The 21,116-nt window shown below is 73.1% G+C and carries 18 protein-coding genes, 1 tRNA gene and 3 pseudogenes; 9 read left to right on the forward strand and 13 right to left on the reverse strand.

Annotated features, from left to right (window positions below; translation table 11 throughout):
• Positions 1–15 precede the first annotated feature (15 nt).
• Entirely contained in the window at positions 16–1,236 is a 1,221-nt protein-coding gene (locus AA75_RS05015; RefSeq protein ID WP_051811866.1) for a cytochrome P450, read from the reverse strand.
• A gap of 303 nt (positions 1,237–1,539) precedes the next feature.
• Complete coding sequence (locus tag AA75_RS05020; RefSeq protein ID WP_033818523.1) at positions 1,540–2,829, reverse strand: CdaR family transcriptional regulator; 1,290 nt, start codon at positions 2,827–2,829, stop codon at positions 1,540–1,542.
• Between the two features lie 515 nt (positions 2,830–3,344).
• Between AA75_RS05020 and AA75_RS05025 the strand changes: the two genes are divergently transcribed.
• The gene (locus AA75_RS05025) at positions 3,345–4,700 is read left to right on the forward strand and encodes a lipase family protein (protein WP_051811867.1); all 1,356 of its coding nucleotides are present in this window, start codon (positions 3,345–3,347) and stop codon (positions 4,698–4,700) included.
• A gap of 71 nt (positions 4,701–4,771) precedes the next feature.
• Here the strand turns inward: AA75_RS05025 and AA75_RS05030 are convergent, their stop codons facing one another.
• A complete protein-coding gene (locus AA75_RS05030) occupies positions 4,772–5,245 on the reverse strand; it encodes a hypothetical protein (RefSeq protein ID WP_033818524.1) in 474 nt (157 codons plus the stop codon).
• A gap of 338 nt (positions 5,246–5,583) precedes the next feature.
• Here AA75_RS05030 and AA75_RS05035 point away from each other — a divergent pair, with 338 nt between their 5' ends.
• The 3 genes from AA75_RS05035 (at position 5,584) to AA75_RS05045 (ending at position 7,196) form a co-directional block, all read left to right on the forward strand.
• Complete coding sequence (locus AA75_RS05035; RefSeq protein ID WP_033818525.1) at positions 5,584–5,781, forward strand: hypothetical protein; 198 nt, start codon at positions 5,584–5,586, stop codon at positions 5,779–5,781.
• Positions 5,782–5,931: 150 nt separating this feature from the next.
• Positions 5,932–6,354: a nuclear transport factor 2 family protein gene (locus AA75_RS05040; protein WP_033818526.1), complete on the forward strand. Its 423-nt coding sequence runs from the start codon at positions 5,932–5,934 to the stop codon at positions 6,352–6,354.
• Positions 6,354–7,196 (forward strand): NAD(P)H-binding protein, encoded by an 843-nt coding sequence (locus tag AA75_RS05045; protein WP_033818527.1) that lies wholly within the window; start codon positions 6,354–6,356, stop codon positions 7,194–7,196. The genes AA75_RS05040 and AA75_RS05045 overlap by 1 nt, the downstream gene beginning before the upstream one ends.
• Positions 7,197–7,964: 768 nt before the next feature.
• On the opposite strand, the gene AA75_RS05055 is transcribed toward AA75_RS05045, so the two are convergent.
• From AA75_RS05055 to AA75_RS05075, 5 genes are all read right to left on the reverse strand, one after another.
• Positions 7,965–8,339, reverse strand: coding sequence for a hypothetical protein (locus AA75_RS05055; RefSeq protein ID WP_033818529.1), 375 nt, complete (start codon positions 8,337–8,339; stop codon positions 7,965–7,967).
• Between the two features lie 102 nt (positions 8,340–8,441).
• Positions 8,442–9,635, reverse strand: coding sequence for a hypothetical protein (locus tag AA75_RS05060; RefSeq protein WP_051811868.1), 1,194 nt, complete (start codon positions 9,633–9,635; stop codon positions 8,442–8,444).
• A 197-nt stretch (positions 9,636–9,832) separates the two neighbouring features.
• Positions 9,833–10,654 (reverse strand): hypothetical protein, encoded by an 822-nt coding sequence (locus tag AA75_RS05065; RefSeq protein ID WP_051811869.1) that lies wholly within the window; start codon positions 10,652–10,654, stop codon positions 9,833–9,835.
• Positions 10,655–10,893: 239 nt separating this feature from the next.
• A complete protein-coding gene (locus tag AA75_RS05070; RefSeq protein ID WP_033818530.1) occupies positions 10,894–11,631 on the reverse strand; it encodes a peptidase inhibitor family I36 protein in 738 nt (245 codons plus the stop codon).
• A 156-nt stretch (positions 11,632–11,787) separates the two neighbouring features.
• On the reverse strand, positions 11,788–13,371 hold the full coding sequence (locus tag AA75_RS05075) for a PP2C family protein-serine/threonine phosphatase (RefSeq protein WP_033818531.1): 1,584 nt from the start codon (positions 13,369–13,371) through the stop codon (positions 11,788–11,790).
• A 199-nt stretch (positions 13,372–13,570) separates the two neighbouring features.
• On the opposite strand from AA75_RS05075, the gene AA75_RS47050 reads away from it, so the two are divergent.
• Positions 13,571–13,664, forward strand: a tRNA-OTHER gene (locus tag AA75_RS47050).
• Between the two features lie 82 nt (positions 13,665–13,746).
• Here AA75_RS47050 and AA75_RS05080 read toward each other — a convergent pair.
• The gene (locus AA75_RS05080; RefSeq protein WP_033818532.1) at positions 13,747–14,319 is read right to left on the reverse strand and encodes a TetR/AcrR family transcriptional regulator; all 573 of its coding nucleotides are present in this window, start codon (positions 14,317–14,319) and stop codon (positions 13,747–13,749) included.
• Between the two features lie 120 nt (positions 14,320–14,439).
• Between AA75_RS05080 and AA75_RS05085 the strand changes: the two genes are divergently transcribed.
• From AA75_RS05085 to AA75_RS05095, 4 genes and pseudogenes are all read left to right on the forward strand, one after another.
• Positions 14,440–14,880 (forward strand): nuclear transport factor 2 family protein, encoded by a 441-nt coding sequence (locus AA75_RS05085; RefSeq protein WP_033818533.1) that lies wholly within the window; start codon positions 14,440–14,442, stop codon positions 14,878–14,880.
• A 24-nt stretch (positions 14,881–14,904) separates the two neighbouring features.
• Positions 14,905–15,006 (forward strand): annotated as a pseudogene (locus tag AA75_RS51640) (IS5/IS1182 family transposase); the annotation flags it as partial.
• Between the two features lie 158 nt (positions 15,007–15,164).
• Positions 15,165–15,689: a hypothetical protein gene (locus tag AA75_RS05090; RefSeq protein ID WP_051811870.1), complete on the forward strand. Its 525-nt coding sequence runs from the start codon at positions 15,165–15,167 to the stop codon at positions 15,687–15,689.
• 200 nt (positions 15,690–15,889) lie between these two features.
• Entirely contained in the window at positions 15,890–16,270 is a 381-nt protein-coding gene (locus AA75_RS05095) for a transposase (RefSeq protein ID WP_149037952.1), read from the forward strand.
• Here the strand turns inward: AA75_RS05095 and AA75_RS51645 are convergent.
• The 4 genes and pseudogenes from AA75_RS51645 to AA75_RS49015 all read right to left on the reverse strand — a co-directional run.
• A pseudogene (locus AA75_RS51645) lies at positions 16,225–16,409 on the reverse strand (SAM-dependent methyltransferase); the annotation flags it as partial. The gene AA75_RS05095 and the pseudogene AA75_RS51645 overlap by 46 nt on opposite strands.
• Positions 16,410–16,568: 159 nt before the next feature.
• Positions 16,569–18,551 carry a glycoside hydrolase family 3 protein gene (locus tag AA75_RS05105; RefSeq protein WP_051811872.1) on the reverse strand — a complete coding sequence of 661 codons (1,983 nt, stop codon included), beginning with the start codon at positions 18,549–18,551 and terminating at the stop codon, positions 16,569–16,571.
• A 64-nt stretch (positions 18,552–18,615) separates the two neighbouring features.
• The gene (locus AA75_RS05110; protein WP_051811873.1) at positions 18,616–19,812 is read right to left on the reverse strand and encodes an RICIN domain-containing protein; all 1,197 of its coding nucleotides are present in this window, start codon (positions 19,810–19,812) and stop codon (positions 18,616–18,618) included.
• 589 nt (positions 19,813–20,401) lie between these two features.
• Positions 20,402–21,116, reverse strand: a pseudogene (locus AA75_RS49015) (hypothetical protein); the annotation flags it as partial.

Raw genomic sequence — 21,116 nt, forward strand, 5'->3', positions numbered from 1 at the left:
GTCGGCGGCCGGCCCTCAGCCAGTGGTGGCCAACGGCAGGTCGTCGAACGACCGGAGGGTGAGCGCGGACCGCCGCACGGGCGGGCCGGCCAGGGCGAGGTCCGGGAACCGCCGCACCAGCCGGCCGAGCAGCGCCGCGGCCTCCGTCCGGGCGAGCGTCGCACCGGGGCAGTGGTGCCGGCCCGCGCTGAAGCTGAGCGCCTTGTTGTCGGGCCGCCGGACGGTGAAGCGGTCCGGCTCGGGGTGCCGGCCGGGGTCGCGGTTGGCGGCGGCGAGCACCGTGGTCACCGAGCCGCCGCGGGGGACCTGCACCCCGGCCACCTCGACCGGCCGGGCGGCGATCCGCTCCGTCAGCAGCACCGGGGAGTCCCACCGCAGCGACTCCTCGATGGCCGCAGGGACCAGCGCGGGATCGTCCCGGACCAGGGCGAACTCGCCGGGGTGGCTGAGCAGGGTGTGAACCGTCGTGCCGAGCAGGGCGGTGGTCGTCTCGAAACCGGCCACGAACAGCAGCAGGAGCAGGTCGGCCAGTTCCCGGTCGGTCGGCGGCGGCTCGACGGCGTGGCGCTGCTCCAGCAGGGCCGAGGCGAGGTCCTCGGCCGGGCGGGCGCGGCGCTCGCGCAGCAGCGCGCCGAAGAACTCCCGCAGCTCCACGACGGCCCGGTCGGCCCGCGCCCAGTCCTCCGGGGTGCGCACCGGCTCCAGCAGCCGGCTCGCACCCCGGCCCATGCGCTCGAACCGGCCCTGCTCGGCCCGGGGCACGCCGATCAGGGTGCCGATCAGGGTGACCGGCAGCGGACGGCCCACCAGTTCCTGAAAGTTGGCCGTGCCGCCCGAGGAGGTAGCGTCCGCGAAGGCGTCCAGCAGCTCCTCGGTGATCTTCTCGGCGGTCGCCTGCAGGGCGGCGACCTGCCGGGCCCCGAGCGCGCCGGCGACCAGGCCGCGCAGCCGGCTGTGGTCGGGGCCGTTGGTACCCAGCAGCGAGGAGTAGAAGAACTCCGCGGCCGGCCTCGCCCGCTGGTCGGGAAACGCCTCGGCGCACCACTGCCGGTCGGGCACCAGGAATTCGGGACCGGTGAGCACCTGCTGGCAGTCGGCGAAGCGGGTCAGCACGTGGGAGCCGAGCGTCTCGCTCAGGTGGACCGGACGGGTCCGGCGCAGTTCGGCCAGCGCGGGATAGGGGTCGTGGCTGCCTTTCGGCGTGAAAATCGACAGAAGGTTCGACTCTGCGTCCATCGATCTCCAGGTCGGCTCGGGCAATTCGCAACAGGCAGGATGGAGAGTACACGAAATGCTTCGGTGGATCCGGATGTCAAAAATTGTGCGCGGCGCGGGAATTCACCGGTATTCCGTATGAAGATCGGAGAGATCGGACCATGTGAAGCGGCGCGGGCGCCGCGGGCCGGGGGGACTCGCCGGGGCGATTGTCGCGGAGGCCGAGCGGCTGCTCGCCGGTCCGTGGCCGCCGCCCGAACCGCGGTGAAGCGCCGGACCGTTCGGCCGGTGGGAACGGTGACGGGGGCGGGTGGCTCGGACGGTTCAGCTGTGGCGGGCGGTGTCGTGGGCGGCCAGGGCGGCGCGCAGGGTGAGCTGGTCGGCGCCGCGTGCGGCGTCCAGGCCGGTGAGGTCGGTGACCCTGCGCAGGCGGTAGTCGACGGTGTTGGGGTGGACCTGGAGCCGGGCGGCGGCCCGGCGCCGGTCGAGACCGCAGGCGAGGAAGGCGCGTAGGGTGCCGAGCAGTTCGGCCCGCCCGGCCAGTGGGGCCAGCAGTGCGGCGAGTCTGTCCCGGGCCGGGCTCGGCCGGCTCAGCTGGTACTCCAGCAGCACGTCGTCGAGGAGGTACAGCCCGGGCCCGCGACCGGAGGCCCGCGCCACCTCCCGTACCTCGCCCACCAGGCGGGCGGCGTCCGCGACGCCGTCGGGTGCGGCGGCGGCCGCCGCCACCAGCAACTCGGCGCCGCACACCCGCCCGAGGTGGTCGACCAGCGCGGCGAGCCGGTCCCGTTCCGGGCCGGACAGGGCGGCGGGCGGCCCGTCGGCGGACGGTGTGTCGGCGTGCGGTGCGTCGCAGGGGATCAGCACCAGCCCGCCGTTCCCGGACAGGACGGACAACGGAACGCCCGTGGTGCGGTGCTGCAGTTCGTTGCGCAGCCGCCGCAGTTTGCGTCGGGCGGCGACGGCGTGGTTCACGCCGGGCAGCAGTTCGTCGGGGTGCGGCCCGAGGGTGATGCCCAGCACCAGGTAGCAGGCGGGCAGCGGGAGTCCGGCGCGGTCGGCCGCGGTCCGCGGGTCGCCGCCCTCCAGCAGCCGGGACAGCAGCGACTGCCGGGCGACCTGCTCGTCGCCCAGCGCAGCCTGACGCTCCTGGACGTACCCGGCCGCGACCGCGCAGCTCACCAGCCGGAGGTAGCCGAGCAGGCGCTGCTGGACCAGCAGCACGTCCGGCAGGTCGCCGGGCCCGGCCGCCGCGAGGACCCGCTCCGCGCACTCCTGCGCGCCGAAGTGGTAGGCCCCGACGACGGCCTCCAGCGGTACGCCCTCGTCCGCGCGCCTGGCCGAGGACTCGCTGATCCGCGCCAGTTCGGCGTCCGCGGGCAGGTCGCCGGTGCGCAGCACCTCGGTGAAGGCGCGGATGCCGCGGTCCACCTCCCGGGTGATCTCGCCGCGCAACTGTTCGGTGGGGAGCGCCCCGTAGGCGGGGAGCCGTTCGACGAGCCGGGCCATCACCGCGGGCGCGAGGGCCGGCGCGGCGGCCCGGAGCCGTTCGTGGACGGGGAGGCCGCCGATCTGCGGTGCCGGGTCGTGCCCCGTCGCGTTGGATGCGGTCACAATCCACCTCGCGAATCTCTGTTGTCCGGCCCGGGGACACGGCGCGATACCGCCGTCATCATGTTCTCCAGGACGTTACTTACCAGTTGGTAACACGCCCGCCGGTTGGACCACCAGAGGTGCGCAGACCCCGACCGCACCATCCACCGGCCCCCCACACCCGCACGTACCGGAGGACCGCCTTGCCCGCGCGAAAAGCCGCCGCGCCCCCACCCCACCGCCTCCGCCGACCACGGCCCGCCCGGCCCGGCACAGCTGCTGCCCCGGGGCCCTGACGCCGTGACGCCGTGATGCCTCGACGCTCCGGTGCTTCTGACGCTCTGACGGCCTGACGGCCTGACGGCCTGACGTCCTGTTGCCCAGGCACCGTCGTCACCGGCCCGGGGCCGCGTTCCCGTGCGGCGCCACCCGCGCCTGCCACGTCACCCCTTCGTGCCCCCGCACGGCCGCGCCACCCGCGGCACCCCGCACCTTCACCAGATCCTGATGATCCCATCCCACGAACCGGGGGAGTCATGCGCAAGAACACGTCCCGGCTGCTGTCCGCGGCCGTCACCGCCGCCCTGGCCGCAACGGCCGTCGCCGCCACCGCAGGCCCGGCCTCAGCCGTCGCCGGAGCCGCCGCACCGCGGGTCGCCGCGGCGAGCGACCCGTTCTACACCTACGACGGCAGCACGCCGCTGGCGTCGCTCGCACCGGGCACCGTGCTCAAGACCCGGACCCTGCCGTACCACGTCCTGGGGCTCCCCACCCCGGTGACGGCGGTCCAACTGCTGTACCGCACCACCGACGCCCAGGGCCGCCCGTCCGCCAACGTCACCACCGTGGTGAGAAGCCTGACCGGGGACGGCAGCAAGGCGGTCTCGTACCAGTCGTTCTACGACTCCCTCAACCCGCAGGACAGCCCGTCCCGCGCCGTCGCCGGCGACCTCACCCTCGGCGGCCTGATCCCGAACGCCGAGTCGCTCTTCCTGGTGCCGCTGCTCCTGCAGGGCTACAACCTCGTCATCCCGGACACCGAGGGGCAGTCCGCGGACTTCGCGGCCGGCCCGGAGTACGCGACCACCACCCTCGACTCGATCCGCGCCGCCACCAGGTCCGCGGCCACCGGCCTGGACTCCGACACCGCGTTCGGCCTGATGGGCTACTCCGGCGGTGCGATCGCGACCGGCTGGGCGGCCGCACTCGCGCCCGCCTACGCCCCCGACGTCAACCGCAAGCTGGTCGGCTTCGCCGAGGGCGGCCTGCTCGTGGACCCGGCCCACAACCTCAAGTACGTGGACGGCTCGCTGGCGTGGAGCGGTGTCATCCCGATGGCGGTCATCGGGGTCTCCCGCTCCTTCGGCATCGACCTCAAGCCCTACCTGAGCGACTACGGCCTGACGGTCTACCAGCAGCTGGAGCACGGATCGATCGTCGACGCCGTCGGTCACTACCCGGGGCTGACCTGGAAGAAGATGGCGAAGCCGCAGTACGCCGACCCGAACTCGGTGCCCGCCTTCCTCGACGCGGTCAACCGGATCAACCTCGGTTCTGCCGCCACCCCGACCGTCCCCGGCTACATCGCCCAGGGCAACGGCGGCGTCCTGGAGGGAACCCTCGGCAGCCCGGCGGGCATCGGCACCGGCGACGGCGTGATGGTCGCCGGAGACGTCCGGGCCCTCGCCCGGCAGTACTGCGCCACCGGCAACGGCGCGATCGAGTACCAGCAGTTCGACCTGCTCAGCCACGTCGGCGTCCCCGCCGTCTGGGCGCCCCTCGCGCTGGGCTGGCTGAACGACCGGTTCGCGGGCCGGACCGCCCCCTCCGACTGCGGCCACATCCCCGCGGGCAACTCCCTGGCCCCGGAACAGCCGGCACCGGCCTCCTGATCCGGGCCGCTTGTCCGGTACGGCGACGGGTCCTCGGGAGGTGCTCCCGAGGACCCGCCGTCACCGGGGTGTCAGCACCACGCGTCCTGGGACGCCCACAGCGTGCCGCCGTTGGCGTAGTCGTGCATCGTGCCGGTGGCCATGCAGTTGTTGACCGTCGCGTAGGTCCCCCACTGGTCCGGGGAGGCCGAGTGGATGTCCACGTACGCGTCCACGTTCTTGGAGGAGGTCGGGCCGCTCGCGGTCACCCTGCCTTTGCCCCAGGGCCCTTCGAGGTCGACGTACACCCGCGTGTTGTGGGTTTGGCGGTAGGTCTCGTCCCACTGGAAGTGGGCCTCGGCGGTACCGCAGTTGTTGTAGAGCTGGACGACCTGGCCGACGTACTGGCTGCCGATGTGGATGCTGGCCCCGGTGCCGATGTAGATCCAGTTGCAGGACCGGGCGTTGGCGGGTGCGGCCGGGGCCGCGGCAGCGGCGGTGGTGGTCATCGTGAGCGCCGACGCCGCCGCGACGGCTGCGGCGACGAAGGCATGGCGAATGCGCATGAGCGCTACCCCCCGTAGATGTTCCCGGCCGGGTGGCCGGGGCTCAGCAGGAGCGTAAGGAGCGGACACGGAGGACCGGCAGGCGCGTTCAAGCCAACTCGCTTGCAGGGCAGTTTAGTTGGCCGGATCCACGGTTCGCGGAGATCGGCGGCGGGCCCGCCGTGGCCCCGTTCGCCGTTTCGGGCCGTCCGTACGCATCGTCCCGTTCTTCGGGCCTCGGGCCTCGGGCGGTGCCGTGGCCCGGGTGGGCGTTCGGCGCCGATGCGGGCGGGGTACGAGGGTTCCGCGGCCGAAGCGACGTCCGTGGTGTGGCCTGCAGCGACAAGGGGGAGCGCCACGTGCGCGATGGGGGAGTGGAGGAGGCGGAGGGTGAGCGGCAGGGCCGGCGGCGCCCCGGTGAGTTCGGGGGGCTCGCCCTGGTGATTCTCGTCGTGGTGGTGGGCCTCGGGCCTGCCCTGTTCATGACGGTGTGGGCGCTGTGGAGCTGGGCGCACGGAACTTCGATGCCGCCGGGGAGGCTTGACGGCGGGCCGTGAGCACGCTGCCCCGGCGGGGGGTGACTTTGTTAAACGGACCGGCAGTCCGTATGCTTCAAGTCATACGGACCGCCGGTCCGTTTGCGTGTCGGTGTCCCGGCTGGACGGGCCGGGACCGGTGCGGTGTCGAGCAGAACGGAACCCTTGACCATGACCACCCCCGTGACACCCGCGGAGCTCTACCAGCACGGTCTGCAACTGCTGCTGGACAAGGACATTCCCGCCTGGGTGGAGCTGTGGCACGAGGACGGCGTCCTCGAATTCCCCTTCGCGCCCGAGGGCTGGCCCTCGCGCCTCGAAGGGAAGGCCGCGGTCGGCGCCTACATGCGCGACTACCCCGACCACATCGACCTGCACGAGTTCCCCGAGGTGACGATCCACCGGACGATGGCCCCCGGGACCATCGTGGTGGAGATGCGCGGGGTCGGCCGGCTGGTGAAGACGGACAGCCCCTTCGAGATGACCTACATCGCCGTCGTCACGGTCGAGGACGGCCTCATCACCTCCTACCGCGACTACTGGAACCCCCTCGCCGTGTCCCTGCCCGGCGCCGACTTCGCAGGAACGCACTGATGACGACCACCGCCCGCACCACCCTGGTCACCGGGGCCACCGGCACCACCGGCCGCCGCGTCACCGCCGGCCTGGCCGCCGAGGGCCACCGCGTCCGCGCCACCAGCCGTACGGCCGCGCCGGTCGAGGGGGCGCAGAGCGTCCGCTTCGACTGGAACGAGCCCGCGACCTGGGACGCCGCGCTCGACGGTGTCGACCGGGCCTACCTCGTCCCGCCCGTCGGCTCCTCCGACCCGGCCGCCGTCATGGTGCCCTTCCTGCGCCGGGCCCGCGCCGCAGGAATGCGCCGCGCGGTGCTGCTCAGCTCCTCCGCGATCCCCGCCGGCGGTCCGGCGGTCGGCCGGGTCCACCAGGTGTTGCCGGACCTGTTCGAGGAGTGGGCGGTGCTGCGGCCGTCCTGGTTCATGCAGAACTTCACCGGCGACACCCCCCATGCCCGCTCCATCCGCGAGGGCGGCGCGATCCGCACGGCCTGCGGGCAGGGACGCGTCGGGTTCGTCGACGCCGCGGACATCGCCGCCGTCGCCGTCCGCGCCCTCACCGACGACCAGGCCGCCAACACCGACCTGGTCCTCACCGGGCCGCAGGCCCTGAGTTACGACGAGGCCGCCGCGACCATCGCCGAGGTCACCGGCCGGCCCGTTGTGCACCGGCACCTGACCTTCGAGCAGCTGCGCGACCGCTGGGCGGCCGAGATCCCGCTCGAGTTCGCCACCATGCTGGCCGGCATGGACCGGGCCATCGCCGACGGCGCCGAGGACCGCACCACCGACACCGTCGAGCGCCTCACCGGCCGACCGCCGGGTACGTTCCGCGAATTCGTCGAACGGGAGGTCCGGTGAACGGCTGAGCGAGGACGCCGCCGCGGCCGTGGCGCGGACCGTCACCCGTGCGGACCGGCGGCATATCATTCCCGGAGGCCGGGACGGCCCGACGACCTAGGAGGACCCGTGGCCCAGCGCACCGGCCGCACCGGCCGCACCGGCAGCACCGAGCGCCCCGAGCGTGCGGACGCCCTACGCAACCGGGAAGCCGTCCTGGCCGCCGCCGATGCCCTCTTCGCCGCCAGCAGCAGCCCGCAGGCGGTGTCGATGGACGAGATCGCCGCGGCCGCGGGCGTGGGCAAGGGCACCCTGTTCCGCCGCTTCGGCGACCGCGCCGGCCTGATCGGCGCGGTGATCACCTCGCGCCTGGAACCCCTGCGCCGAGCCGTGCAGGACGTGCAGGAGCAGCACGCGCAGGAGCAGGACACGGCCGGGACCGGGCCGCGGCAGCAGGTGCTGGACCTCCTCGACGCCGCGCTCAGCTTCAAGATCGAGAACCGGAACCTGATGTCGGCCGCCGAGGACGCCGGACTCAGCAGCCCATACCAGGCGGAGCACTACGGCTGGTGGCACGGGACGCTGCGTGCGGCGCTGGAGCGGGTCCCCGGCGTCCGCAACGCGGACTTCACCGCCCATGCCCTGCTGGCCGCCGTCCGCGCCGACCTCGTGGCACACCTGATCGACGATCAGAAGATGACACCCGCGGACCTGCGGTCCTCGCTCGCGGCCCACGTGGAGAACGTCCTGGCCGCCCCGGCCCCACCCCGTAGGGCGCGGGATCCGGGCTCACAGCGGGGTGAGGACGTCCGGGTGGGTGCCGTCGAGGACCAGGCCGTTGTCCCAGCGGACGCGGACCGTCGCCAGGTTCCCCCGTTCCCGGTGGGCGGTCCACTGCGGCTCCAGTGCGGCGATCTGGGCCTCCAGGCGGTCGCGGCTCGCCTCGGGCATGGTGTGGCCGTAGTCCGCGAACAGGGCGGCGAGCCGCTGGTACTCGCGGACGTCCTCGCTCTCGGGGAGCTCCCCGTCCACCCGCTCGACCGTGCCCTCGAGCCCGGCGCCCAGCGACAGGATCCCGACGGCCGCGGCGGGATCCCCGGCGACCGCCTCACCGATGCCGAGGTCCTCCGCCAGCCTGACGCGCCGGCCTTCCTCCAGGGTCATCCGTTCTCCACCTCTCACTCGATCCGGGCCACGGGCGCAGCAGGCCCGCCGGTACCGGCCATCCTGCCGTTCACCGGCCATTATCCGGCCGGGCGGGCCCCGCTACGGGCGCGGGTGGCCCGTTCGGCGGTCGCCGCCACGGGACGGGCCGAACGCGGCGAGGATCCGGGCGGTCTGCTCCCCGTCGGCGCCCTCGACCTCGATGCTGCCGCTCACGTGCAGGGCGCAGTGCGCGAACCGAGGGGCCAGGGCCGCGAGGGCGGCCGACGGTTCGCCGTTGCAGTCGTGGTGGCGGATCGTCAGGTCCCCGATGGTCAGGGATTCGAGCTGGGGGAGGACCGGCGAGTCGGCGAGCGCGGAGAGGACCGCGAGCGATCCCGCGTCGAACTCGGCCCTTGAGAGGTCGAGTCGGCGGAGCGCCGGGTGGGAGGCCGGCGTGAGTTCGTCGAGTTGCTCGGCCGGGCAGGCCGTACCGAAGACATCGACGCCGATCTCCACGGCCAGGGATGCCAGTGCGGGTGTCCGCCCGACCGCGAAGACCGAGCCGTCCGAGATGACCGGGCCGCGGACGCGAAGGGTGGTCAGGTGCTCGTGGTCCACGGAGTGGAACAGGAACGCGCCTTCGAGTTCCAGGGTGCGCAGGGCGGGCACGGCGTCCCAGATGTCGGTCCGGACGAGCCCCTCGCCGTGGAAGCCCAGGGGGTCGATCCGGCGGCCGGCCGATGTCACGCCGTCCTCGTACAGGTCCTCGAAGTTGTATCCGAAGGACAGCCGTTCCAGCCGGGGGCGCGGGTGGGCGGCGAGCGACACCGCAGCCTGCTCGGCGGAGTGGTGGTAGTCGGTGAGGCGCAGGTCCAGCGCCCGCAGCCGACGGGCGGCAGGGTGGGAGAGCAGGGCGTCGATCAGTGCGCCCTCCCACTGCTCCGGGTCGGCCGGGTCGGCCGGGTCGACGGCGGCGGCGTGCGGCAGGGCCGCTCGCAGACGTGCCACCAGGTCCTGGCGGCGCGCCCGGGTGGCCGGGGCCAGACGGAAGCGGGCTTCGTCGATGAACCCCAGGCGCCAGGTGAACACCCAGGAGCCGTCCTCGCGCAGCTCCTCCAGCCCCAGATACCGCTCCACGTCCCGGTGGACCGCGGCCAGGGCGACCGGATCCGGGCCGGATGCCCCGTCGCCGAGCTCCAGCCGGATCGCCTCGCCCCTCGGGTCACCCGCCCCGGTGAGCAGATCCGCGTGAGCGAGCCACGCGTGGCGCTCGTCCGTCTGCGGGGCGGCCGTCGCCGCGCCGAGATCGTGCATGCCGTTGTCTCCGCCGGTCTCGGGGCCGTGCCCGGATGTGGCGGGCTGTCACCGAACGATAGGGCCCGGCGCCGACAGTTCCCGCCCCTGGTGCCGCGCCGTCGCGGGGGCCGGGAGGGCCGGACACCCGCGGTCCCGGGGAGAGCGGCGGCCCCCGGCAGTGCGGGGGCCGCTGGGTAGCGCCGGGGGCCGTACGGTCAGGCCGAGGTGAGCTTGGCCTTGAACTGCGAGTAGTCGATCACGTTGTCGGCCGACGGGGCCTGGACGGTGACGGGCTTGTCGAAGTCGCTGAAGTTCATCTCGCCGGGCTCGGCGCCGTCGTGGGACATCTTGACCAGGTAGGGCTTGCCCTCGGTGGCGATGTAGGCGGTGGTCTTCGAGCCGTCGTCGTCGGTGCTGACCACGGTGAAGGTCTTGACGCCGTTGACCGTCGTCGCGGCGCCCTTGACCGCGCCGTCGGAGGTGTCGTCGCTGTCGGTCATCGACTTGACGAGGTCGCACATGTCGGCCAGCCCGGCGAGCTCGGGGTCGTCCTTGGCACCGGTCAGGTAGCGGCCCTTGAACAGCTCGGCGGCCATCGCCCCGGCCTGCGGGTTGCCCTGGCCCCCGGCGATGCTCTTCCAGAACGCGGCGTCGGGCTTGAGGAAGCTGGTGCCGCCGGTGTGGATGATCTCGATCTGGCCCAGGTCGGCGATGGCGATCGTGCCCTGGCAGTTGCCCTTGGTGTCGGTCGCCAGGTCGAGCTTCATCTTCTGGCCCTCCGCCACCAGGTTTCCGGAGACCTTGACCGAGGAGAGCGAGGCCATGGCGTCATGGGCCTGCTTCTCGATCTCGGCGGCGGTCAGCTTGTCGGTGTCCAGGTGCCCGGCGGCGCCGGCACCCTTGGACGCTGCCGAGGTCGCCGAGGCCGCCGCGGACTCGGCGGAGACGGCCGGGGCCTTGTCCGGGCCGCACCCGCTCGCCCCCAGGACCAGGGCGGAACAGACGACGGCGGTAGCGGCAAGACGCTTGGAGAGCATGGACTTCCTTCTCATGGACTGACACGGGCAGCGGCCAGTATGAGGCCCGCCGGGCCGTCCCTGCCAACCGTTTCCCGAGGGACGCAGCCACACCGCAGCGACCGGGCTCACGTCCGAGTCGGGCGCACCCCGAAGCCGGTCGGGCGCCCGGGACATGAGCCCGTGTCGGTCCTGCGAGCGGTTGGCCGCCACACCGCCCGGTCCACGCTGCGGCCGGTCGGTCCGGGTGGTTGGTGCGCTCAGCCCAGTTGCTGGGCGTTGAGGCTGGTCAGGTGCTCCTGGGCGGCGTTCTCCTTCGCGTAGAGCACCTGGATGTCGATGGCGAGCTCGGTGCCGGGGTCGATGGTGTGTCCCCCGCCGGCCGGGGAACCGAGCAGGACGCTGCCTTCGGAACCGTCCCGCAGGATCTGGCCCCAGAAGACATCGGTGAACCCCTTGTACAGCGAGGTCCCGTCGGGCAGATCACCGAAACCGAGCGCCCACTTCACGACGCGCGTCTCGGCGGCGCGCACCGTGATCCGGTAGGAGTAGATCCACTTCTGCGTCTCCCAGTCCTGCCACTTGCTCAGGAACGCCTGGTCCACGATCAGGTTTCCCAGGAAGGGGGCCGCCAGCGCGGACCGGGCCTGGTCGTTCCAGCTGCCGTTCGGGCTGTCGGCCATGGCGATCCGTGCCAGGTTCGCGATCGAGGACCTGCGGTCCACCGGCAGAGAGTGCCCCTGCTGGCCGGGGGCCGAGAAGAGGGCGTTGTCCTCGTCGGTGCGGTTGACGACGCTGCTCACCCCGTCGGCGCTGTGGTCGAAGCCGTACACGGCAAAGTCGGCGACGGACGTGTCCACCGGAATGGCGAGGATCTTGTCGCCGACCCCCGGGGTCTGGCCGATGTTGAAGTTGACGGCGCGGTAGAGGCAGAAGTTGCCCTCCGGGCACGCGTCCTCGCCCTGCCCGTAGATCAGCTGCGCTTGCTCGTCGCTCACCGTTGATGCCTTCCTGTTGACGACTGCGGGGCCCGGTCGCCGTCCCGGGGACCGGGTGGGTGCGCTGAGTGACTCTACCCGTCATGGTTCGTAGCCGAAGCGTTCGACTCGCCCGGCATCGCCGGGAGTTGTGCGGACGGTCGCCGCCGCCGGACCTCACCGCCCGGGGTGGCTATCAGGGCGTGGTGGTGCGGTGGTCGGACGGGGGAGCGGGGCGGCCGCGAGGAGGCTGATGTCGTCGCGCGCCCAGTCGATGCCGAACCGGTCGGCGGCGTCGTACAGGGCGGTGACGGCGGCCTGCGGGACGGGGGAGGGGAGGGCGGCGAGGAGGTCGGTGACGCGCTGGTCCCCGAACTCCTCGCCGGCATGGTCACGGCCTTCGGTGAGTCCGTCGGTGGACAGCACGAGCAGGTCCCCCGGGTGGAGGGCGGTGGTGCGGGCCTGCCAGGTGCCCGGCGGGGCGTCCAGCAGCGGGTGGACGATGGGACCGGTGGCCGGCAGGCGTTCGACGGTGCCGTCGCCGCGGCGCAGGAACGGCTCCTCGTGGCCGGCGCTCGCCCAGGTGAGGGTCGAGCGTTGCGGGTCCAGCACGGCGATGGCCAGGGTGGTGAAGCGCTCCTCCTCGCCGACCAGGGCCTGCCACACCGCATGGAGGACGGTGTCCAGGTCGCGCCCGAGCCGCAGGCCCACCTGCGTGACCGTCTTCAGGCGTGCCGCCAGCAGACCGGCGTCGACGCCGTGGCCGCAGACGTCGCCGAGGAAGACGGCCGTCGCTCCGCCCGGCAGCACCACGGTGCCGAGGTAGTCACCGGCGATCAGGCCCTCGGCCGCCCGGACGTCGCCGGCCACCGCGACCCCGCGGCCCGGGGCATCACGGGCGGTCAGCACTTCGCGCAGGCCCCGCACGGCAGGCCCGATCTGGACGAGCGCCTCCTGATCGCGCCGGGACTGGCGCTGCGACAGATCCAGCCGACGACGCACCCCCTCCGCCTCCTGCGTCAGCCGGCCGAGCCAGCCCCGGCCGCTGCCGGGCGTGGCCGAGGCGTCGGTGATCCCGCCGGCCGTACGCCGCAGGTTCTCGGCCAGCACCGCGGCGGGGGAGAGGTAGCGGCGTTGCAGCACCACCGCAGCCACCACCGCCGCCAGCAGCAGGGCGGCGGACAGCGCCAGGATGTAGAGCATCACCGCCGCCATGTGCCACGCCGTACCCTCCACCTCCCGGCGCCTGCGGTCCTCCAGCAGCGCGGCCAGGCGGACCGTCCGGGCGTCGAGGGCGGCGTACGTGCCCATGGCCGGGCCGGCATCCGCGCTCGCGGCGGACGCGGGGACGGCGCACAGGGGCATCACGTCCACGGCCGCGCCGGGGCCGGTGTCCGCGAGCCACCGGTTCCCGGCCAGCCGGACGGCGGCGACACTGCTCTCCACCTCCTGGTCCGCACCGGCCGCGACGCGGCCCAGGGCCACCAGGTGGTTCTCCAGCCGGCCGCTCGCCGCCTCGCGCAGCGCCGGTCCGGCCGGTCCGGCCAGGCACGCGGCCCGGACGTCGCCCGCCGCGGCGCGCAGGTCGCCGAGCTCGGTCGCCGCCGGGCGCCAGCGGGTCTCGATCCGCTGCGCGGCCTCCTCGTGGTGGCGGTTCAGCACCACCCCGACCACGGCGACGCCGGCCGCCAGGAGAGCCGCCGAGGTCACCAGGGCGGCCAGCAGCAGTCTCGATCCGGTCAGGCGGCGCAGTGACGGCACATCCGCCGACGCTACCGACCACCCCGGTGCCTGTTCGCGCCACCACGCCGAGTCCCTGACCCGCAGGGACGCAGTCCCGCCGATGCGCGTCCGGGCCGCGACGGCCGGGCGTCAGCGGCACATCAGCGCCGGGTCAGGACGTCGGGGCATCCTGAGGGCACGTCAGGGAACACCACCGGATCCACAGGGTCCCTGGCCGGGAGAGGTGCCCGGAGCGGTTCATCGGGTGCCTGGCCGCGATGGCCGAGCAGGGTCCCCCGGGGCCCGCGCAGGTTCGAATCCTGCCCTCTCCGCCGGATGCGGCACGAACCCCCCCCGACCCGCAGCGGGCCCGTTCGGCCTGACCTGGGCACGCAGCGGCGCGGGGCGCGCCGGTCAGCGGGGCCGCAGCCCGTCGAGGACCACCGCGAAGATCCGCTCCCGCGCCGCCGCATCGTCCGCGAGCTGCTCCATGGCCCTGGTCGTACCGACCACCAGCGCGACGAGGTCCGGCAGACCCACCTCCGGGCGGACCGCCCCGGCGCGCTGCGCCCCGGCCAGCAGTTCGGCGAGGCGTTCGCGGATCGCCTCGGTGGACTCCCGCAGGGCCGCGTGCGCGTCCACTCCGGCCGCCGCGAGCGCCTGGGCGAACTCGTTCTTGCCCGCGGACTCCTCGACCACCAGGCGGAAGCAGTCGAAGAACGCCTCGGCGGGCGCGGACCCGGCGGGCAGCTGCGCCGCCCGGGCCGCGATCGACTCGAGCCTGCGCACCATGACGGCCTCGAGCAGTGCCTCCTTGGTCGGGAAGTGCCGGAAGAGCGTGCCGACCCCGACCCCGGCGGCCCGGGCGATCTCCTCGGTCGGCACACCGACGCCGCGGGTGGTGAACACCTCGGTGGCGGTGTCCAGCAGCCTGGCCCGGTTGCGGGCCGCATCCGCCCGCAGCGGGCGTTCCTGAGCGCCGCTCATCTCTTCCAGCCTCTCCTGTCCGGTGGTGCGGCGACACTGGACAAGCGGAGTCGCTGGTCCGTATCGTCGTAAGCGGATTCGCCAGTCCGATTCTGGCGAACATGCCGCTGGGGGTTGAGCATGTCCGAAACGCTGTCGCCTAGTGAAGTCTTCACCAAGCTGCTCGAGGGTATCGGTGCGGGGCGGTTCGCCGACCTCGCGGACCTCTATGCCGAGGACGCGGTGGTGGAGATCGCGTTCGCGCCCGGCGGGCCGCGCCGCTTCGAGGGCCGGACGGTGATCGGGGAACGGTACCTGGAGCTCGCCGCGGGCATTCCCTTCGACCTGACCCCGGTGAACGTGGTGATCCGGGACACCGACGACCCGGAGGTGATCGTCAGCGAATGGGATCACCATGTGCGCAACCGCAAGACCGGGCGGACCGTCACGGCCGCCAACATCCAGGTGCTGCGCGTGCGCGACGGTCTGATCGTCGCCAGCCGGGACTTCCACGACCACCTCGCCCTCGCCGTGGCCGGCGACGGCCTGCCGCAGCTGGTGGAGGCGCTGGGCGGCGCCTGACGGTCACCGGGCGGCGAGTGAAGTCAGGGGATTGATGTCGGGAGGAAGATCGTCAGCAGGAAGCGGAGCATCGTCACCGACACACTCGGACTCCTCCGCGCCGTCCTGGTCACCGCGGCACGCGTGCTCTGTTCCCCGAGGACCGGACGCCGAAGGCCCGCCCACTCGGCAGCCCCCGGTCGCCCCTGCGCCACCGGTGCGAAGGCTTTGCCGTCGGGCGGCGCCGGACCTGACCGCGTGATATCCGCCGACCGACCGTCGGAGGGCCGTGGCATCATGCCGCCATGACGACGAGCGAAGCCCCCGCAACGGCGGCCGAGGCGGTGCAGGAGCTTCGGGAGATAGCCCACGGGTGGGTCGACGGCCGACGCGCTGACCCGGATCTTCTGGTCCGGGCCGCGCTCCGCGCCCTGATCGCCGGCGTGGACACCCCGTCGCTGGTCCTCCTCGCCGCGCTCTTTCGCGGTGAGGAGGACCAGGCCTCGGAGCTGTTCGGCCAGGTGATGGACGAGCTCGGCTTCGGCTTCCACCCGCCCGAGTACTACTGGGAGGGCCGGCTGGCGCTCGCCCGCTGGTGGGCCGCCGAGATCGTCGGCGGGTGGCTCGACCCCGTCGAGGGCGCCGCACTCATCGTCGAGGATGTGGCCGAAACCTACGGGAAGTGCGAGGAGTTGGCACCCATGGTCGATGCGATGGTGGCGCTCATGGACCCCGCCGGCGCCGCATACCCGGACGACGTTCCCGCGCATCTGAGCCGGGCCGCCCACGAACTCCTGGCCCGCATCCCGCCCCCATCCACCCCGCTCTGACAGCATGAGGGCGCCGTGTCTGTCGGAGGTCAGCTTTCGCCCAAGCGTCCGATGCACACGGTTTGGAGGCCCGTTGCACGCCCCAGTGGAAACGAACGATGCGACGCCAGATGATCAAGGTTGCTGAGACCGAGGATCGACCTGGAGTCGCGTCCGCGTGCCATCCCTCCTGATCACCGTCCTTGCGCGCCACTGCGAGGATGCCACCGCCCTCTGCCCGCCCGCGGAGCCGGCGGCCGGCCCGCCACAGCACTGATCCGGTCGAAGATCCCGCCCCCGTCCTGGTTGCTCTGGCCGTCGACGGTAAGACCGTGCGCGGCTCCCGCACCGACGGCGCAGCCGTCCACCTGCTTGGCGCTGCCCCCCACGACAGCCAGAGCGTCATCGCCCAGCGCGAGATCGCGGCCAAGAGCAACGAGATCCCGGCCTTCGCTCCGCTGTTGGCCCGTCTCGACCTGCACGGCGTGGTGGTCACCGCCGACGCGATGCACACCCAGCGCGGCCACGCCGAGAAGATCACCGCAGCCGGCGGCCACTCCAGGAGCGGGTGGGTCACCCGCCTGCCCCGCTCCAGGAGGTGAGCACCCGGCGGTACGGCTGGGGCGACGATGTCCGGCTCGATGCCGGCCGGAAGGCGCGACTGCGGCCCGACCGCGCAGCGTCCGGGGTGATCGTCCCGGGACCGGTGCCGTGGTGTCCGGGTCGCTCGGTCGGCGCCACGCCGGTGTGCGGCTCCACGTCCCGTCCAACGGGTGTGGAGCCGCACAGTGGTTCCGGCTCCCGGGCGGCGCCGGTCGCCGGTCGCGTGGCCGACCGCGACAAGATCGGCCGGGACCGGGTGCTCGGCGACGTCCCGCGGTCCCGCAGCCCCTGCGGCCGCTACCCGAGCTGCGCCGAGGTCGTCCGGCCCCTGGTGGTCAGGCCGAAGCCGTAGGGGAACAGGGGGTCGTACTGCGGGTCGCCGATGTTGATCGGTTCCTGGGCCTCGCTGCGCGGCCAGGTGACCGGGAGCCTGCCGGTGAAGGGGCGCTTGCCGAACAGGACGTCGGCGACGCCGTCGCCTTCGCTGCCCGGGAGCCAGGACATCACGAAGGCGTCCGCCGCGGGCAGTTGGCCGGTGACGATCTGGGGGCGGCCGGCGACGTCGAGGACGATGCAGGTGCTGATGGCGGAGCAGACGCGGTCGATGTTCGCCCGGTCGGTCGTGGAGAGCTCCAACGTGTGGCCGCCGACCCCGACGTCGCCGAGCCCTTCCGCGTAGGGGGTCTCGCCGATGACCACGATGCCCACGTCGTAGCCGGTGGTGGGGGCCGCGGCATCGGCGCTGTAGGTGACGTTCGGGGCCGCGTTCCGGATGCCTTGCAGGATGGTGGTGCCGGGGAACGCGGTGTTGCCGGACTGTCCCTGCCAGGTCAGCGTCCACCCGCCGGCCTGGTTGCCGAGGTCGTCGGCGTTGACCCCGGCGACGTAGATCCGCTGGGAGGGCGCGAGCGGCAGGGCGTGGTGGTCGTTCTTCAGGAGCACCTGGGACTCGGCGACCGCCCGGCGGGCCACCGCCCGGTGGGCGGACGAGCCGACACTGTCGATGTTGGTGCGGTCCGTGTAGGGGTGCTCGAACAGGCCGAGGTCGAACTTGGCGCGCAGGATGCGGGACACGGCGTCGTCGATGCGCGACATCGGTACGCGGCCGGCCTGGACCTCGGCCGAGAGGGCCTGTTCGAACTGAGGCGCGTCGTAGGGCTGCATGAACATGTCCATGCCGGCGTTGACGGAGGTGCGGGCCTGGGTCGCGAAGTCGCCCGGGAGCTCGGTGATGGCGTCCCAGTCGCTGATCAGGAACCCGTCGAAGCCGATCTTCCGCTTGAGGACGTCGGTCAGCAGCTCCTTGCTGGCACTCATCCTGACCGGCCCGCTGCCGGGCACGTCGGTCCACTGGACGGAGGAGTAGGACGGCATGATGCTGCCGACGTGGTGCGCCTGGACCGCCGTGACGTACGGGGCGAGGTCGACGGCGTCGAAGCGCCGGTGGCTGGTGACGGTGACACCGCGGTCGATCCGGTAGTCGCCCGTGGTGGAGGTGCCGTACGTGGTGTCGCCGTCGCCGGCGAAGTGCTTGACGGTGGCCAGCACCCGGTCGGGCCGGGCCAGGTCCGAGCGGCGGGTGCCCTGGAAGCCGTCGACGGCGGTCGTCATCCGGCTCACCAGTGCGGGGTCTTCGCCGAAGCTCTCGTAGGCCCGGCCCCACCGCTCGTCCCTGGTCACGCACACGCACGGGGCGAAGACCCACTGCGGGCCGGTGGCCCGGGTCTCGGTGGCCGTGATGTGCTCCTCCTCGGCCACCAGCCCGGGATCGCGGGTGGCGCCCATGCCGATGTTGTGGGGGAAGACCGTCGCACCGGCGAGGTTGCCGTGACCGTGCACCGAGTCGACTCCGTACAGCAGCGGGATGTGCAGACGGGTCGTCAGGGCCTGCCGCTGGTAGCCGTCGACCATGTCCGCCCAGGCCGCGGGCGTGTTGGGGGTCGGGGTGGAGCCGCCGCCGGACAGCAGCGAGCCGAGGTTCAGGGCGGCGATCCGGGTGGGGTCGGCGTCGACCGAGCCGCGTTCGGCCTGGGTCATCTGCCCGATCTTCTCCTCCAGCGTCATCCGGCCGAGCAGGTCGCGGACCCGCTCCGCGGTGGGGAGGCGGGGGTCGAGGTAGCGCGGCGTGCGGGCCGCGGCTGCGGCGTCGGGTCCGGTGGCGGGTTCGGCCCTCGCCGCGGACGCCGGGAGCGCCGCGCCGAGCAGGGTGGCCGCGGCCAGCAGGACTCCGGCTGCGCGCCGGCCGGAGCCGGGTCGGGGGAGGAGGGGCTGGTGCGTCATGTCATTGCTCCTCGGGAGTGGGGGTGGTGGGTGCGGTGGTACCGGGTCGGCGTCGGGACGGGAGCTAGCTCAGGGCCCAGACCTGGTTGGCCTGGGTGCCGCCGCCGTAGCAGTCCCAGATCTGCAGCAGGGCGCCGTCGGCGGAGCCGCCCGCGTCCAGGCACTTGCCGGACGCCGGGTTGACGACGGTGCCGTTGGCGTTGAACTGCCACTGCTGGGCGCCGGTGCCGTTGCACGACCAGAGCTGCACCTTGGCGCCGTTGGCCGTGGAGCCGCCCGCGACGTCGAGGCACTTGCCGGACTGCGGGTTGACGAGGGTGCCGCCGGTGCGCGTCCACTTCTGGTTCCAGCCGGTTCCGCAGTCCCACAGCTGGACCGGGGTGCCGTCGACGGTGCCCCAGTCCTTGAGGTCCAGGCAGCGGCCGCTCTGCCGGCCGGTGACCGTGCCGGACGTACCGCCGCCGCCGGAGCCGTTGGCCTCGTAGGAGAAGGAGTTCACGGCCAGGCCGGGGCCGCCGACCCACGGCTCGAAGCCGAACTGCACGCTGGTCATGTACCAGGACGGCGACAGGTAGCCGCGGCCGATCGAGTCGTCGGTGAAGTCCTTGATGCTCACCGTCATCGCATTGGTGGGCTGCTGGCGGACGTAGGAGACGGTGTTCCAGGCGACCCCGTTGTTCTGACGGCCGTACCAGACGTCCCAGTCGGCGCCCTCGATCCGGACGGTGGCCACCTTGGAGCCGAACGGCGAGGGAGGCCCGGCGTGGTTGGCCCAGATCATCATCTCCTCGCCGTTGTTCTGGCCCGACGGGTTGGCGCCGGTGTCGAACCAGATGTCGTACGAGGCGTCCCACTGCCCGTCGGCGGTCGAGAAGTCGACGCTGGACTGCGGATTGCCGAAGGCCGACACCTGGAGCGGCAGGCCGTTGCCGCTGGAGCAGTTGCCGTAGTGGCAGCCGGCGTAGATCGACGGGTAAGCAGCGGGCGCGCCGCCGGTGGAGACGTTGTGCCAGCCCTTGGTGACCTTGAAGCCGTCGTCGCTCACGTCGATGCACTGCTCGATCGAGTCGCCCCACTCGTTGTTCTGGACGACGTACTTCCCGCCCGAGACCTTCACGCTGTCGGTCCGCCCGCAGAGGGCGGTGCCCGCGGACGCCGGGGAGGCGCCGACCAGGGAGGAGAGGGCGGCGATGAGCACCGCGGCCAGGACGGCCGCGATCACGGAGGCGGCGCGGTGCGGCCTGGGACGGGATCCGGGCATGGGAGTCCTTTCGGTTCGCCGGGCGGTTCGGTGACGCGCCCGGGGTGGTGGGGATGCGCGTCGAGCGGCAGTGTGGGAGCGCTCCCGCGTTTGGTGGCGCGGACGCCTGTTCCTCCCGGAAGCGGCGCATGGGTGCGCGGGGTACGCGGACGGGACCGCTCCGTGGGGGCGGCTCGGACGGTGGAACCGGTGGGCGGCAGGCGAGCCGCGCGGCTCACTCGCACTGCGACACATGAAGCCAGCGAGGCTGATGGACTGTCAAGCGGTCTGCTTGCCTTCAAGTTGTGAAGTCATGGCGGCATGTCCCTGACGAGGGTGGATCGAATTCGGCGCGCCGGATTGAGGATTGGCGGGAGGGCCGCGATCCGGGCCGGACGATCTTCGGCCGGCGGTCGGGGACCGGTTTGGCCAGTTGGTCGGCGCCGGTCGGGGTTCGCGCCGTCGGGTGTCGTCCGCTGTGGGTCGGGCCACATGCGGGGGCGAGGGGCGCGATCCCCTTAGAGGGTTGGTGTACCTGTCAATTCATCAGTCAACGAGACGGCTACCCGGTTCCGCCCGGCCGGGGTGCCGGGCGGGACCGGGCGGTGCGTCAGGGCGTCGGGGCGGCGGAGGCCGCATGCTTGTCCGTGTACGGCACGATCGTGCCGGCCGCCCGCGCGGCTTCGCCCCCGTCGATCCGGGCGGTCCAGCCGGGATCGCGCACGATCGCCTCCAACTGCTCCAGACCGAGCGGCGGTTGCTCGGTCAGGACGGTCTCGCGTCGCGCATCCATGAGGCTGGTGGTGCCGGCGGTGACCCGGACACCGTCCGCCCGCAGCAGGTCGACGCCGCGCTGGATCTGGGAGAACACCTTTCCCTCCCACACCACCAGCCGGCCGCCGTCCGGCAGCACGGTGGTCCGGCAGTAGGACAGCGGCCCGCGGGCGGCGCAGGCGAAGAAGTCCTCAGCACTGGAGGGGTGGTTCGGATCGGGGCTCCAGCCCGGTTCGACCGCCAACCCGATCACCGCCGACCCGTGGCCGCCGTCGTACGTGACCTCGCCGCGCACCTCCGGCCGGCTCTGGCCGGGCAGCGTCTCGCTCCCGCTGAACGCACCGATCGGCGAGCCCGGCGGGAGCAGCGCGATCAGTCTTCCGACCGCCACCTGCCCGGTCAGCGGCACCGTGCCGGGCGCGGTGGTCCCGATGGCCGGGCCGGGCGGCCGCGGGGCCGCGGTCGCCGCGGGCGGGACCTTCGGGTGCGCGTGCGGCAGCACCAGCAGGCCGCCGACGGCCAGCGCGCCGACCGCCGTGACCGCGGCGGCC

The organism is Kitasatospora sp. MBT63, assembly GCF_000710465.2.
Taxonomy (GTDB): Bacteria; Actinomycetota; Actinomycetes; order Streptomycetales; family Streptomycetaceae; genus Kitasatospora.